Source organism: Alcanivorax sp. 24, assembly GCF_004360225.1.
Lineage (GTDB): Bacteria > Pseudomonadota > Gammaproteobacteria > Pseudomonadales > Alcanivoracaceae > Alloalcanivorax > Alloalcanivorax xiamenensis.
The window spans coordinates 60,145-74,039 of the sequence record NZ_SNUA01000008.1; the positions used below are offsets into that span (position 1 = coordinate 60,145).

Below are 13,895 nucleotides of genomic sequence, written 5' to 3' on the forward strand. Positions count from 1 at the left end.
CCTGGGTTTTGAGTAAGGGGAAAGAATGAAATGGCTCGACGACATGACGGTGAAGCGCAGTTGGGACTGGGTGCTGCTTGGCTTCAGCGTGATGATTCTGGTGCTTGGCGGGGTGAGTCTGTACGCCTCCCATTTCAGCCGCCAGGCGTTCGGCACCCTGGAGCAGATTCATGTCCGTCAGACCAGTGCCCTGAACCGGACCTACATCGATTTGCTGCAGGCCCAGGTGGCCATGGATCGGGCGGCGGAGTTGATCCGCGTGCCGTCCTTCGATGAGCCGGAGCCGGTGATCGACGAGGCCGAGTCCTTGATGAAGGACGCTCGGCAGGCGTTCCAGCGCTTTTTGGAAATCCCCCCGCAACCGCAACAGCAGGAGGCCATCGATGCGTTGTCCGAGCAGTTATACGCCTTGCTCAATGTTGGCCTGAGTTTGCAATTGACGGTGCTCAAGGAGGGGGACTTCGCCAGTTACCGCTCCGGCCGTGGCCGGGTCAGCGACATGAACTACGCCTTCGCCACCGGCGCGGACGCTTTTCTGGAGGCTTCGGAGGAAAGCGCCCGGCGTCTCACTGAAGGTTTCGAGGGACTGGTGCGGCAGGGCGTGGCGGTGTTGGCGGTGACCGTGGCGGCGGCGCTGCTGCTGGTTTTGCTGGTGCGCTGGGGGGTAACGGTGAACGTGATCCGGCCGCTGCAGCGTTTGCTGACCCATTTCGAGCGCATTGCCGAAGGGGATCTGTCCGCCCGTCTGGAGCGCCGCGGCGGCAATGAAATCGGCCAGTTGTACGCTGGCCTGGGCGCGTTGCAATCGGGGCTGGCCAACATCGTCGGGCGGGTGCGCAAAAGCTGCGAGACGCTGCATCGGGGCAGCGCCGGTATTGCCAACGGCACCGGCAATCTGTCCTCCCGCTTCGAGCAACTGGCCACTTCATTGGAAGAGACCGCCTCCAGCATGGAGCAGCTTACCGCCACGGTGCGGCGCAATGAGGACCACGCCCGCCAGGGGCATGGCTTGGTCCGCGATGCTCACCGGGTGGCGTCCGAGGGTAGTGAGGTAATGGGCGCGGCGGTGGATCGCATGGAGCGCTTGCGGGCCGCCGCCGGGCAGATCGCCGAAACCACCAGCGCGATCCAGGGCATTGCCTTGCAGACCAGTATTCTGGCGCTCAACGCCTCGGTGGAGGCGGCCCGGGCCGGGGAAGAGGGCAGTGGTTTCGCGGTGGTGGCAAAGGAGGTGCGGGATCTGGCGCGGCGCAGCGCCACTCTGGCCAAGGATATCGAAACCCGTATGGAGCAAGCCCTGGTGGAAGTGGACGACGGCGTGGCTTTGGTGGGCAAAGCCGGCGGCACCATGGAGCATATTGTCGAGGCGGTGACCCGGGTCACCACCATCATGGATGACGTGGCCGTGGCCTCCACCGAGCAGGCCCGGGGGATCGAGCAGATCGGCGAAGCGGTGGCGAGGATGGATCAGGTCACCCAGCAGAACGTCTCGGTGGTGGCCCGCGCCGCCGACCACGCGGACCATTTGCGCCGCCAGGCGGATGAGCTGATGGCGGCGGTGGCGTCCTTCACCCTGACATCCGATGGCCCGGCGTCACCCCCGGGCGAGCTGGAGCAGCCGCGCCTCGGTGTCCGCCCAGCCCAGGCAGGCATCGGTGACGGAAACGCCGTAGCGTAGCGATTCGGAAAGGGGCTGGTTGCCGCCGTTGAGGTGGCTCTCCAGCATTACCCCGACCACCGTGCTGTCACCCTGGCGTCGCTGGCGCAGCACCTCTTCCAGCACCAGCGGCTGGCGGGCCGGATCCTTGCCGCTGTTGGCGTGGCTGCAATCGACCACCAGGCGCGGATTGAGGCCGGCGCTTTCAAGGGCGTCACGGGCGGCCAGCACCTGTTCTTCCTGGTAGTTGGGGCCCTGATGGCCGCCGCGCAGCACCAGGTGGGTGTCGGCGTTGCCCGGTGTTTGCACCAGGGCCGGATGGCCATGGAGGTCCAGCCCCAGGTGGGTGTGGCCGTGGGCGGCGGCGCCGATGGCGTCGCGGGCCACGGTGACGCTGCCGTCGGTGCCGTTCTTGAAGCCCACCGGCAGCGGCAGGCCGCTGACCATCTCCCGGTGGATCTGTGATTCGGTGGTGCGTGCGCCGATCGCCGCCCAGGCCAGCAGATCGCTCAGGTAAGAGGCGGCCAGCGGATTCAACAGTTCCGTCGCCAACGGCAGACCGAGCCCGGCCAGGTCACGCAGCAACTCTCGCGACAGTCGCAGCCCGGCGGCCAGATCGTGGCGGCCATCCAGGTGCGGATCGTAGAGCAGCCCTTTCCACCCCACCGTGGTGCGTGGTTTCTCCACGTAAGCGCGCATGACCAGCAGCAACGAATCGCCCACCTGCTCGGCGAGGCCGGCCAGCCGCTGGCCGTATTCAAGGGCGGATTCGGGATCGTGCAAAGAGCAGGGGCCGGTGATCACCAGCAGGCGATCGTCCTCGCCGTTGAGAATGGCGCGGATGGCCTGACGTTGCTGGCGGATGCGGGCTTGTAATGCCGCGTCCAGAGGCAGCGCTTCCCGCAGGGCGACAGGGCTGGGTAGACGTTGGTGGCGGGTTTCCTGGTCCTGGGCTTCGCCGGTTTCGGCCAGGGTGGCGACGGAGGCGTTCATAATCCTTTCCTTGAGCAATCAGGCGCCGATCATCGGCGCAAGGGTGTCGATGGTGGTGTCGAGTCGTGGCGGCGGCCGGCGGTCAGGCCGGCGCCGCTAAATCGCCAGTAGCAAAACAACGCGAAGTCACGGTAATAGCGGGTCATGATGTTTCTCCGTCCTGATCTCAATAAAAGTTCATGAAAATGTCGCGCCCAAAATGAAAAACCCCCGGTTGGGAAGCCAACCGGGGGTTCAGGGGTTCGGCAGGCGTCCCGGATCCGGGCGCCTGGGCGGGAGGGCTCAGGCGCTCGAGCGGCTAAACCAATACCCGTAAAAATAACCGGCGCACGCCATCACCACCGGGCTACCGGCGGTGTACAAAGCGTTGTCAGGACGTGCGATGGTCATGGGAATCTCCAAAACAATGGACGAAGAGTACCCCAGCCACGGTGGGGCCGCAATCCCCGGGGAGATTTCCCCGGGGGGCCGGCTTCCACTCAGGCGTGGATTCAGGCATTGGACTCCGCCGGCTCCAGAGCGGGAGCGCGGGCGCCGAACAGCACCCCGGAGACCACCTGCCAGGCCACCGCCAGGGCGCCGATGATGAACACCACATCGCCGAAGGTGCGCACCCAGCGCAGTGTTTGCAGCAGGTCTTGTTGCATGAACGCTTCGCTGCGGGCATACCACATGCCTTCGCTGACGCTGGCGTGGAACTGGATCAGCCCCACCGGCAGCAGGCTGGTGGCGATCATCAGCACCAGGCCGATATTGAGCAGCCAGAAGCCATTGCGCATCAGACGGTCACTGAATTGCAGCCGCGGCCGGATGTAGCGCAGCACCAGCAGCGTGAAGCCCAGGGCCAGGAAGCCGTAGACGCCGAACAGGGCGGCATGGGCATGCACCGGTGTGGTGTTCAGACCCTGGATGTAATACAGGGAGATCGGCGGGTTGATCATGAAGCCGAACACCCCGGCGCCGAGCATGTTCCAGAACGCCACCGCCACGAAACAGGCCACCGGCCATTTCATCTGCCCCATCCACGGAGCCCGTTCACGCAGTTTGCTGTGTTCCCAGGCCTCGTAGCCGAGCACCACCAGCGGCACCACTTCCAGAGCACTGAATGTCGCCCCCACCGCCATCACCGGTGTGGTGGTCCCGGCGAAGTACAGGTGATGGAAGGTGCCGGGCACGCCGCCGAGCAGGAACAGGGAGGCGGAGGCCAGGCTGGCGCCGGTGGCGACGGTACGGGATACCAGGCCCAGGTTGTAGAAGATGAAAGCCAGGGCAGTGGTGGCGAACACCTCGAAGAAGCCTTCCACCCACAGATGCACGATCCACCAGCGCCAGTACTCCATGATGGAAAGATGAGTGCGCTCGCCATAGAAGAAGCCGGCGCCGTAGAACAGGCCGATGGCGGTCACCGAGGCGGTGAGCAGCACCAGCAGGTGTTTGTCGCCGGGTTTGCGCAGGGCCGGGCCGATACCGCGCAACATCAGCACCAGCCAGAAGGCGACGCCGGTGAATTTGCCGATCTGCCACAGCCGGCCCAGATCGACGTATTCATAGCCCTGATGACCGAGCCAGAAGTTCAGGTTCTCCGGCATGATCTGGGCGATGGCCAGGTAGTTGCCAACGAAGGAACCGACCACCACCACCACCAGCGCCCAGAACAGAACATCGACGCCGAGCTTCTGGAACTTCGGGTCCTTGCCGCCATTAATGATCGGCGCCAGGAACAGACCGGCGGCGAGGAAGCCGGTGGCGATCCAGAACAGCGCACTCTGGATATGCCAGGTGCGAAGCAGTGAGTAGGGGAAGTATTGAGACAACTCGAAGCCGTAGAAATGCTGACCTTCCACGGTGTAGTGCGCCACCCCGCCGCCGAGGAACACCTGGAAGGTGAACAGGGCCACCACCAGGAACAGGTATTTGCCCAATGCTCTTTGTGATGGCGTCAGAGAGACCAGACTGAGCGGATCGCGGGCGGGGGCCGGTGGCTCGCCTTCATCGTGGCGGCGCAGGAAGGCCCAGCCCAGAATCAGGAAGCCGACGCCGGCGATCAGCAGGATGATGCTGATGATCGACCAGACTATGTTCTCGGCGGTGGGCAGGTTATCGATCAGTGGCTCGTGAGGCCAGTTGTTGGTGTAGGTGGCGTCGCCGTCGGGGCGTTCGGTGGCCGCCGCCCAGGCGGTCCAGAAGAAGAATTGAGTGAGCGCCCGCCGGCGGTTCTCACTGGGTAGAGTGCCTTCCTTCATGGCGTAGCTTTGCCGCGTGCCACGCAACTCTGGCGCGTCACCGAACAGCCGGGAGTAATAGTCGGCGGTCAACGCCATGGCTTCGGCACGCCGGTTGCTTACTGTCAGCGTGCCGTCGCTTTCTCCGAAGGTGTTGGTGCGGTAGGCGTCGCGCAGCGCCCGTTGCAGCATCGCCTGATGTTCGTTGTCCAGAGCGTCATAGGGCTGACCGTAGCGTTCCCGGGCCGCCAGATCGAGCCAGTGGATCAACTCCCGGTGCAGCCAGTCGGCGGTCCAGTCCGGCGCTTGATAGGCGCCGTGTCCCCAGATCGATCCCAGTTGCATGCCGCCCACGGATTGCCAGGCGGTTTGGCCGTCGAGAATGTCATCCCGGGTCATCAGTACGGTGCCGTCCTCGGTCACCACCCGATCCGGGATCGGTGGCGCCTTGCGGTAGACCTCGGTACCGAAGTAACCGAGCAACGCGAACGTGACCGCCAGAACGGCGATCAGCGTCCACCAGAGTTTGCGGTAGTGGGCCATGGTCGGGTCCTCCTGTTGATCCATGGGCATGGGGTTGGCGAACAAGTCTTAAAGGTGCATATAAAATATATCTTTAAAGATGCATTCACAATACATGTTAAGGATAATTTTCCATGCTCAGTGGTCTTGCTCTTCCGTGGAGCAGGAGCAGCAGGGTCAGATAGGCGAGACTCCAACAGAGAGAGGCCGCCGGCAGCAGCCATGACGGCGCTATCTCCGCGCCCCAGCGGGCCGCCGTGGCGGCGTTAAGCAATACCATCACCACCATGACCGGGCGGTGCGGCGGAACCCGGCCGCGATGGCGCGGCCCGGCCTGACGGGCCATGACGCCGCAGGAGAGTGAGCCAAGGGCGCCCACGGTGATACCGTGCAGTGGCGTGGTGATGGCATGACCGTTGATCAAGGCAAGCCCCATGCCACTGAGCCCCAGCGCCAACCAGCCGTAGCCCTGGCCGAGCAGCCACAAATCCGGCCGGGGCACTGACCACAAGCGCCAACGCCAGAGGCGCGCCAGCACCAGAGTGCCGAGAGCGCTCAGCAATAACCCGGTGAGTACGGGGTTGCGCCAGGCGCTGCCCCAGGCCAGTCCGAAGGTGACCAGTAACAGGCCCTCCAGACGGGGCTGCACTCGTGCGTGCAACTCCTTTCCCTGTCGTTGCCAGGCCGCCGCGGCCAACGGCGCGATGATGCGTCCGCCCATGTAGGTGAGTAGCGCGGCGAGGGTGAGCACGGCAGGTAAACGAGGCCAGGGTGACGGCAGCCACCACACCAGAAGCGGTGTCAGACACAACCAGGGAACCAGACCCAGGCCAACCCGGTTACGCCATTTTCTGGCGTGACGCAGGCGGGGTAGAAGCAGTGCGGTCAGCAGTACGCCGGTCAACGGATCCCAGCCAGACAGCATAAACGGCGCGTCGGCAAACAGTCGTTGCCAGCGGCCCAGGCCCCAGAGCAGCGTCAGCCCCCATCGCCGTGCTGGCGGCTGCGGGCCGAGCAGATAGCCGGCGATCAACATCGGCGCCAGTCCGAACAGCATCTCCATGCCATGACCGGCACCCAGCAGGCCGGGGGGAGCGCCATTGAGGTAAGCCCAGGTGGAGAGCGGCACCATCACCGCGGCCTCAACGCAGGCGAGAGAAAAGAACAGCCGGGAGCAAGGCCGCCGACGCGGTGGGAAAGAGGCGGGAGTGGACATGGGCTGGTATTTCCTTTAAAGATGCATTTGTAATACATCTAAAATATTGTCATCACCCACTGTCGTGCCGGTGGTATCGAGGAACCTTGTCATGGATCAAACATTGCGATCACCAAGACGGCCATGGGTGGTGTTGTTCGCTTTCCCGTTTCGTATTTTTTTCGTTTCCACGGGTGTTGCCGCGGTACTGTTGTTGCCGCTGTGGCTGTGGTGGCTGCTCGGCGGCGGCGGGCCGGCGATGTCGGCGTTGCTATGGCATCAACATGAGATGACGGTGGGGCTGCTTAACGCGGCCATCGCCGGCTTCCTGCTTACCGCGGTGTGCAACTGGACCGGCACCGCGCCAGTTTCGGGGCGCGCGTTGCTGGTTCTGTGGGGGCTGTGGTTGTCGGCCCGTCTCGGATTGTTATTGGGGGACGCCTGGCAGCTGCTGGCGGTGTTGCTGGATCTGGCTTTCCTGCCCGTGGTGGCGATACTCGTCGCCAGGCGCGTCTGGTCCGCGCGCCAGGCGCGTCAAGCGCCCTTGATCGGAGTGCTGCTCGCCCTGTGGGGATTGGACGTGGCGTTTCACTGGAGCGGAGATCCCCGTTTCCTACATGGGCTGGTGCTGCTGGGCGCGTTGCTGATCCTGATGGTGGGCGGCCGCATTACCCCGGCTTTCACCGCCAACTGGCTGCGTCTGCACGGCGATGATCCGGGGCGGGTCCGGCGTCGGCCGGCGCTGGATATTGCGGGGCTGGTCTGCGGATTGGCCGTGGTGGTGCTGGATTTGACCGCGTGGCGGGGGCTTGCGGTGGCCCTGGTGGGGCTGCTGGCGGCACTGATCACCGCCGCGCGGCTGGCAGGTTGGGCCGGCTGGCGGGTCCGGCGTGAGCCATTGCTGTGGATTCTGCATCTGGGACATCTCTGGGTAGGGCTAGGATACGGGCTCTGGGCGGCGGCCAAGGCTGGCCTGCCGGTGGCTCCCACGGCCTGGGTGCATGCCTTGGGCGCTGGCGCCATCGGCACCATGATCCTGGGTGTGATCACCCGTGTCGCCATGGGGCATACTGGCCGCCCCATGTGCCTGTTGCCGGGCATGCGATGGGGGTTCCTGGCGATACTGGCGGCGGGTCTGGTCCGGGTGCTGGCCGGACTGGGCGTGTTGCCCTGGCTGCCGGGGCTGTGGCTGGCGGCGGGGTTGTGGTTGCTGGCCTGGTTGTTGTTCCTGTGGCTTTATACCCCGGTGCTGGCGGCGCCGAGGGCGGATGGGCGGCCGGGCTGATGCGGATTACCCGCTATACCGACTACGCCCTGCGCGTGCTGATTCAACTGGCGCTGCAACCGCGGCGTCTGACCATAGCCGACATGGCCAGGGCTTACGGCATCTCCCGCCACCACCTGACCAAGGTGGTGCATCAACTGCAGCGTCTGGGTTATGTGGAGACCCAGCGTGGACAAACCGGCGGCGTCCGCTTGGCTTGCCCGGCGGAGGATATCCGGGTGGGCAAGGTGGTGCGGGACATGGAGCCGGACCTGGCTCTGGTGGAGTGCTTCCATGGCGAGGACCGCTGCGCGATCACGCCATACTGTCAGCTGCGGGTGGTGTTCGAGCAGGGGCTGAGATTGTTTCTGGAAACGCTGGACGGTTATACCCTGGAAGACATGGTTCGCGGGGAGCGCCGGCAATTGATCCGGATTCTGGAACCGCCATCCTTCGGTTGACCGGTCGGCTCAGGCGCTCCGCTCGGTGACGGTCGGCAAAAGCCGCTTATGCAGCGCCCGCCGTGGTTCGATGAGATCGGCCAGGGTGTAGCCATCAAGGACGTGCAGGAACGCGTTCAAGGCTTCATTGAGGGCACTGCGCAATACGCAATTGGGAGTAAGGACACAAGCATTCTGGTCCCCGAAGCACTCCACCAGACTCATGTTGGCCTCGGTGTAGCGAATCACCTCGCCCACATTGATGTCTTCGGGGCGATGAGCCAGGCGCAGCCCGCCGTTCTTGCCGCGCAGGGTTTCCACATAGCCCAGTTGGCCGAGCTGATGCACCACCTTGACGATATGGTTGCGGGAAATGCCGTAGCTTTCCGAAATAGCGCTGATGGTGCTCAGCGTCTCTCCCCGCAGGCCAAGATAGATCAGTACGCGCAAGGAGTAGTCACTGTATTGGGTCAGCTTCATGGTCCCGGTTCCAAACGATGAACAATGGATTAGCCGGCAGTATAACGGAGTCTCGCAATGATGTTGGATTACCTGTTGATCAAGCACCTGCACATGACCTTGGCGGCGTTGAGTCTGGGGCTGTTCGTGCTGCGTGCGGGTTGGTCGGTGACGGAGTCGCCGATGTTGCGACGGCGTTGGGTGCGTGTCACCCCTCATCTGGTGGACACGCTGTTGCTGATTCTCGGGGTCACGCTGATGGTTCTGTTGCGGGCCTGGCCTCACCAGACCCCTTGGTTGGCGGCCAAACTGCTGGCACTGGTGGCCTATATCGGTCTGGGCACGATGGCGATAAAGCGAGGAACCACGCCGGCGCGGAGGGCTGGATACGCGCTGGCGGCGGTGTTGATCTTTCTCTATATGGTGGGGGTGGCGGTTCGGCATCATCCCGGGTCCTGGCTGAGCTGAGACGATGATAAATAAGACAATGAAGTTGACATGGGGCGATGGTGTTAGAAAGTGTTTTTTTTGAGGAGAATAATTTTACTCAGGTTGGTCGATAAGACCGGAGATAAAGCTTTTAAAGCCAATAGGAGCTTTTTTATTTTTTGAACCATGCCTTTTTTTATAAACAAAAAATCGACTTTTACCTTTTGTTACTTGAGCTTCCCGATAGCTGATTTAATGATGCCCTCATCTGGGACCTGTCGCGTCTCCAGTTCGTCAGATTGCACGAGGAGCGAAATATGAAAAAGCACTGGATGTTGGTACTGGCTTCCACGGCGGCCCTGAGCAGCCAGGTAGCCGTGGCGGATCTGTCCGCTGGCGTGAATGCCGCGGTAAATGCAGAGGCCGCTGGTGTCAATGCGGCGGTGAAGGCCGACGCCGATGCCAAAGCCGCCGAGAAAGCTCTGCGTGACAAGCGCGACGCCGCCAAGGACAAGGCCGAAGCTACCCTCGAAAAAGCCAAGGCCGAGAAAGACGCCGCCGTGGAAGACGCGGAGTCCAGGAAGGAAGCCGCTAAGAATCGCATGGAAGACGCCAAAGCCGAGGCCAACGCCCGGGCCGAAGCCGGCAAAGCCAAGGCCGAAACCAAACGTGAGGAAGCCATGAAGAAGGTGGACGCCGCTCGGGACAATGCCTCGGTGGAGGCGGAAGCCAACGCCAATGCCAGCGTGAAAGCGGAAGAGAAAGGCAAGCCCTGGTACAAATTCTGGGATTGATAGTGCCTCCGCCGATAAATCACCCCGGTCGCCGTCTTGGGCGCCCGGGGTTTTTTGTGCCCAGCGGGAACGGCCGTCCTCACAGTCGTAAGAAAGTCCGCTTATACGCAACACGCTGATTCGCTGCCAAGGCAGCTTCCCACAGCGACTTCGTAGCCCCCCGTCGTGGGAAGCTGCCTTGGCGGCGAATCGGCGCGTTTTTATATCGCCTGGACCAATAGAGGGCCACGGCCATGGATTCCGCGGTCAAGCGTCAGAATCATCAGAACTTGTGAGGCAGCCGTTGCCTCTGGCGATTTTTTGGGCTTGCCTTATTACACCAATGGGCTATGGTCATGGCTTCCATTGGTGCTGAATCCTGATTAGCTCAACGCAAATGACTCTCTTCTTTCGTTTTACCTCTCTGACCTTTCCGGTTTAAGCCGGACGGCCTCTGGCTGTTCCGGCATCCCTCGTTTTATTTCGACAACTGTCTGTCGTTAACCGACTTTCCATGATGACGTGGAGGCGCGCTGGTGAAGCCTGTTCGTGGTTCATGGCTGGAAAAGCGATTTGTACCCATGGTTCGAAAGTATGCGGTGAGGAACCCGTGTTGCTTCCCTCCTGGTCCCGGAGAAATCAGCGCCGTACTCGGCAAGCTGGAAGCACTGAGGCAGGCTGGGGGAGAGGCCCGGGTTGGCGTCGGTACCGTCGTGCGGATGGAAGATCTGCTCAGTGGTGAGCAGGGGAGCTTTCAATTGGTATGGCCGGACGAAGCGGCCCCGGAACAACGTCGTCTTTCGATTCTATCGCCACTGGGCGCTGCTCTGCTGGGAGCCCATCGCGGTGATGAGGTGACGGTGACCTTGTTCGGATGCCGCTGTGAATTTCGAGTTCTGGCCCTGCGGGAGGCGGAGCCTCGGGAGGGTAGCGCCGTGCGGTTATGAGTGCGCCGGGCGGGATACCGCGAATCGCCGAGCCCTGTTCCGGGGCCCTGTGACCCACCTCCCGTCATTGGCGGCGCGGCGGGGGGACGTCTCGTTCACCATGGGTGAGATCATGAGTAAAGAGAAACCCAAAAAGAAGGCGCAAAAATCCCTCAAGGAAAAACGCCGCGACAAGCGGGAGAAGCGGTAGGGGATGCCTGGCGGGGCCATTATGGCCCCGTTTTCCCTGTTCACATGAAAAACCATTTGAAAGCCGAGAGGGGCGGTGTGGGGCCGGAATTTGAGCTACATCATGATTCTCGGGGGCGCTTCTTGATTCAATAAGGTCCGAGCCGGTCCATTTGCCGGTGGATCGTCAACCATAATCAAAGAAGAGAGGACGATGTCAGCGATCATTGATGTATTGGCGCGGACGGAGCTGTTCTCGACCCTGAAACCAAACGCCTTACGGGCGCTGTGTGAGGGTGGCCGGACCATCAATCTGCCAGATAACGGTCATTTGTTTGAAGTGGGGGAGATGGCGAACGCCTACTACCTGATGACCAGTGGCGTGATGCGTTTGTACCGGCCGGGTCTGGATGGCGAGGACAAAGTATTCCAAGTGGTCGCCGAGGGGGACCTGGTGGCGGAAACCGCCATGTTTTCCGAGCCTTGTATATATCCTTTGTCGGCCGAAGCGGAGAGCGCCAGCACCCTGATCCGCCTGCCTCGACCTGGCTTGCTCGGTCTGGTCCGGGTACAGCCGGATTTCGCCCTGCGCTTACTGGGAGAGATGTCTCACCGGCTTTATCAGGCGGTGAACCGGTTGGACCAGCTCACGGTGACCAATGCCGGACAAAGGGTGGCGATGTATTTGCTGGAGTTGACCGAGTGGCGGCCAGAGCATTGGGTGGTGCTGCCGGTAAGCGCCAAGGTGCTGGCGAGACAGCTGAATGTAACACCGGAAACGCTGTCGCGTCTGCTCACCCGTTTTCGCCAGAGCGGCCTGATCAGCGGGCGCGGACGTCGCTGGATGATCCTTGATCCCACGGAGTTATGCCGGGCCGCCAATCTGCCGTTACCGGACGCTCAGTGCCATTGTGCCGGCTCGCAGTTTTTTCGCTGTTGTAATTTCAGTCACCGATCCTGCTCATAGGCGTATTCGTCGCTTAGTGGTCCAGGGTATTGATCAGGGTGACGACCTGATCGATCACCTGTTCAATGTCCTCCTCACCATAACGCCGCCCGCGTCTTTTTCGCAGTCCGTTCTGATAAAGACGAACGTGGTGGTCCGGTCGTACATCCGCGCGTTTGAGACAGTGCTCGGCGCAGTGCATCTGGCAGCCGTCGATGGCGATGATCACCCGCCCGGAGCGGGCCTTGCGTACCAGACCAGGCACGCCGCCGCCGACGCCGGCGATACAGGACATTTCGGCGTGCCCGGCGTGGTCCAGACGCACCGCCACTTCGTTGGCGAGCTGAGCCACGTCGGAGCAGCCGGAACAGGAATACAACAAGGGCGGTTTGCGTGAACGCTGGCCGGTCATGAATCCTCCTCGAGGCGGAATCCGCGCACGCCGATATCGTTCTCCAGCGCCAGAAGATACTGGTGCAGGGCGCGTCGGCTGGCTTGCTCGAGCAGTTCGTGACGCACGCGTTCATTGACGTGTTCATAGGGCAGGGGGCGCGCTGGCCGCAGCTCTCTGATGTGTACCAGATGCCAACCGTAACGGCTGGCCAGTGGCCTCCCGTGCAGCCCCGCCGGCAGGCGCGCCAGCACTCGGTCCAGCTCGGCGACGGTCTGCCCTGGCCCCAGCCAGCCCAGTTCGCCACCCTGATCCCGCGAGGGGCAGTCGGAGTAACGTTGGGCCAGTTCGGTGAAACGATGTTCCGCCGTCTCCAGTTGGCGAAGCAGTTTCTGTCCCAGACGATACTGTCGGTCCCGCGTCCGGGCGTCGTCCGGCGCGGCGGCCAGCAGGATGTGTTGCAGGTGCCAGCCGGGCGGGGTTTGGAAGCGCTCGGGGTGACTGTGGTAATAACGCCGGCAATCGTCCGGCTGCGGTTCAGGGACCTTCAGTTCCTGCTCCAACAGAGCACTGATAGAGGCTTCCTCGTTGTTCAAATCCAGCCCGCATTGGGCTGCCCGTTGTAGTAGCAGCTGACGAACGACCAGAGCGCGCGCCGCCCGCCGCCGGGCCTGGTTCAGATCAGTGGCGGGATGGTGCTGGGTTTCCCGGGCGATCTCGCTCTCCTCGATGAGGACATCGCCGACCTGAATCACACCGCCGCCGGGGCGTTCCACCATATCGATGCGTTGCATGGCTCAGGCCCGTCTGCGGACGATTTGATAGCGACGGAAAAGATAGCCCAGGGGCAGGCTCCAGACGTGCACCAAACGGCTGAACGGAAACACCAGGAAAATGGTCAGGCCGATGAAAATGTGCACCTTGTAGATCCAGCCCACGCTTTCCAGGTAAGCGGCGGCGCCACCCTGGAAGAAAGCGATGGCCTGGGCCCAGTGCGCCAGCTGCAGCATCAGGCCACCGTCCAGATGCCCGAGGGCCGGGCCGATGGTGGCCAGCCCGAGGGTAACCTGTACCACCAACAGAGCAATGATGAAGGTATCCATGGCACTGGAACTGGCCCGCACGCGTGGATTGAATAGGCGTCGCCACAGCAGCATGACACCGCCAATAAAACAGAGCACGCCGGCGATGCCGCCCACCAGGATCGCCATGATCTGTTTGGCCCCCGCGCTGATAATCCAGGCGTAGGCCCAGTGCGGCGTCAGCAGTCCCACCAGATGGCCGAAGAAAATCACCAGAATGCCGATGTGGAAGCAATTGCTGGCCACACGCATGTGCCGTGACGACAGCATCTGGCTGGAGCCGGTTTTCCAGGTGTACTGGCCGTGATCGAAGCGGATCAGGCTGCCCACCAGAAAGACGCTGACGGCGATATAGGGATAGATGCCGAACAGCAATATGTGCAGATGATGCGACAAGGATTCCATCA

Annotated in this window: 14 protein-coding genes; 7 read left to right on the top strand and 7 right to left on the bottom strand. The window is 62.5% G+C overall.

Going from position 1 to position 13,895, the window contains the following annotated elements; translation table 11 throughout:
- Positions 1 to 25: 25 nt before the first annotated feature.
- Positions 26 to 1,678: a methyl-accepting chemotaxis protein gene (locus E0L37_RS12390; protein WP_133492042.1), complete on the top strand. Its 1,653-nt coding sequence runs from the start codon at positions 26 to 28 to the stop codon at positions 1,676 to 1,678.
- On the opposite strand, the gene E0L37_RS12395 is transcribed toward E0L37_RS12390, so the two are convergent.
- The 3 genes from E0L37_RS12395 to E0L37_RS12405 all read right to left on the bottom strand — a co-directional run bounded on the left by E0L37_RS12395 (position 1,595) and on the right by E0L37_RS12405 (position 6,610).
- Positions 1,595 to 2,650, bottom strand: coding sequence for a 3-deoxy-7-phosphoheptulonate synthase (locus tag E0L37_RS12395; protein ID WP_133492043.1), 1,056 nt, complete (start codon positions 2,648 to 2,650; stop codon positions 1,595 to 1,597). The genes E0L37_RS12390 and E0L37_RS12395 overlap by 84 nt on opposite strands.
- A 491-nt stretch (positions 2,651 to 3,141) precedes the next feature.
- A complete protein-coding gene (locus E0L37_RS12400) occupies positions 3,142 to 5,415 on the bottom strand; it encodes a nitric-oxide reductase large subunit (RefSeq protein ID WP_133492044.1) in 2,274 nt (757 codons plus the stop codon).
- Between the two features lie 97 nt (positions 5,416 to 5,512).
- Positions 5,513 to 6,610, bottom strand: a complete 1,098-nt coding sequence (locus E0L37_RS12405; protein WP_133492045.1) for an NnrS family protein — start codon at positions 6,608 to 6,610, stop codon at positions 5,513 to 5,515.
- A 91-nt stretch (positions 6,611 to 6,701) separates the two neighbouring features.
- On the opposite strand from E0L37_RS12405, the gene E0L37_RS12410 reads away from it, so the two are divergent.
- Together E0L37_RS12410 and E0L37_RS12415 are read left to right on the top strand one after the other, a co-directional pair.
- Positions 6,702 to 7,874 (top strand): NnrS family protein, encoded by a 1,173-nt coding sequence (locus E0L37_RS12410; RefSeq protein ID WP_133492046.1) that lies wholly within the window; start codon positions 6,702 to 6,704, stop codon positions 7,872 to 7,874.
- On the top strand, positions 7,874 to 8,314 hold the full coding sequence (locus E0L37_RS12415; RefSeq protein WP_133492047.1) for an Rrf2 family transcriptional regulator: 441 nt from the start codon (positions 7,874 to 7,876) through the stop codon (positions 8,312 to 8,314). Before E0L37_RS12410 ends, E0L37_RS12415 begins: the two co-directional genes overlap by 1 nt.
- A 9-nt stretch (positions 8,315 to 8,323) precedes the next feature.
- Here E0L37_RS12415 and E0L37_RS12420 read toward each other — a convergent pair whose 3' ends face one another.
- Positions 8,324 to 8,773 carry an Rrf2 family transcriptional regulator gene (locus E0L37_RS12420; RefSeq protein WP_133492048.1) on the bottom strand — a complete coding sequence of 150 codons (450 nt, stop codon included), beginning with the start codon at positions 8,771 to 8,773 and terminating at the stop codon, positions 8,324 to 8,326.
- Positions 8,774 to 8,833: 60 nt separating this feature from the next.
- On the opposite strand from E0L37_RS12420, the gene E0L37_RS12425 reads away from it, so the two are divergent.
- From E0L37_RS12425 to E0L37_RS12440, 4 genes are all read left to right on the top strand, one after another.
- Positions 8,834 to 9,220 carry a SirB2 family protein gene (locus E0L37_RS12425; RefSeq protein ID WP_133492149.1) on the top strand — a complete coding sequence of 129 codons (387 nt, stop codon included), beginning with the start codon at positions 8,834 to 8,836 and terminating at the stop codon, positions 9,218 to 9,220.
- 278 nt (positions 9,221 to 9,498) lie between these two features.
- On the top strand, positions 9,499 to 9,975 hold the full coding sequence (locus E0L37_RS12430) for a hypothetical protein (RefSeq protein WP_133492049.1): 477 nt from the start codon (positions 9,499 to 9,501) through the stop codon (positions 9,973 to 9,975).
- 560 nt (positions 9,976 to 10,535) lie between these two features.
- Entirely contained in the window at positions 10,536 to 10,901 is a 366-nt protein-coding gene (locus E0L37_RS12435) for a GreA/GreB family elongation factor (RefSeq protein WP_097059095.1), read from the top strand.
- 382 nt (positions 10,902 to 11,283) lie between these two features.
- Positions 11,284 to 12,036, top strand: coding sequence for a Crp/Fnr family transcriptional regulator (locus tag E0L37_RS12440; protein WP_133492050.1), 753 nt, complete (start codon positions 11,284 to 11,286; stop codon positions 12,034 to 12,036).
- 13 nt (positions 12,037 to 12,049) lie between these two features.
- Here E0L37_RS12440 and E0L37_RS12445 read toward each other — a convergent pair whose 3' ends face one another.
- The 3 genes from E0L37_RS12445 to narI are packed head-to-tail and all read right to left on the bottom strand — an operon-like array spanning position 12,050 to position 13,893.
- Entirely contained in the window at positions 12,050 to 12,427 is a 378-nt protein-coding gene (locus E0L37_RS12445) for a putative zinc-binding protein (protein ID WP_133492051.1), read from the bottom strand.
- Entirely contained in the window at positions 12,424 to 13,200 is a 777-nt protein-coding gene (locus tag E0L37_RS12450; protein ID WP_133492052.1) for a peptidylprolyl isomerase, read from the bottom strand. Before E0L37_RS12450 ends, E0L37_RS12445 begins: the two co-directional genes overlap by 4 nt.
- Before the next feature lie 3 nt (positions 13,201 to 13,203).
- Positions 13,204 to 13,893 carry a respiratory nitrate reductase subunit gamma gene (gene narI / locus E0L37_RS12455; RefSeq protein WP_133492053.1) on the bottom strand — a complete coding sequence of 230 codons (690 nt, stop codon included), beginning with the start codon at positions 13,891 to 13,893 and terminating at the stop codon, positions 13,204 to 13,206.
- Between the last annotated feature and the right edge of the window lie 2 nt (positions 13,894 to 13,895).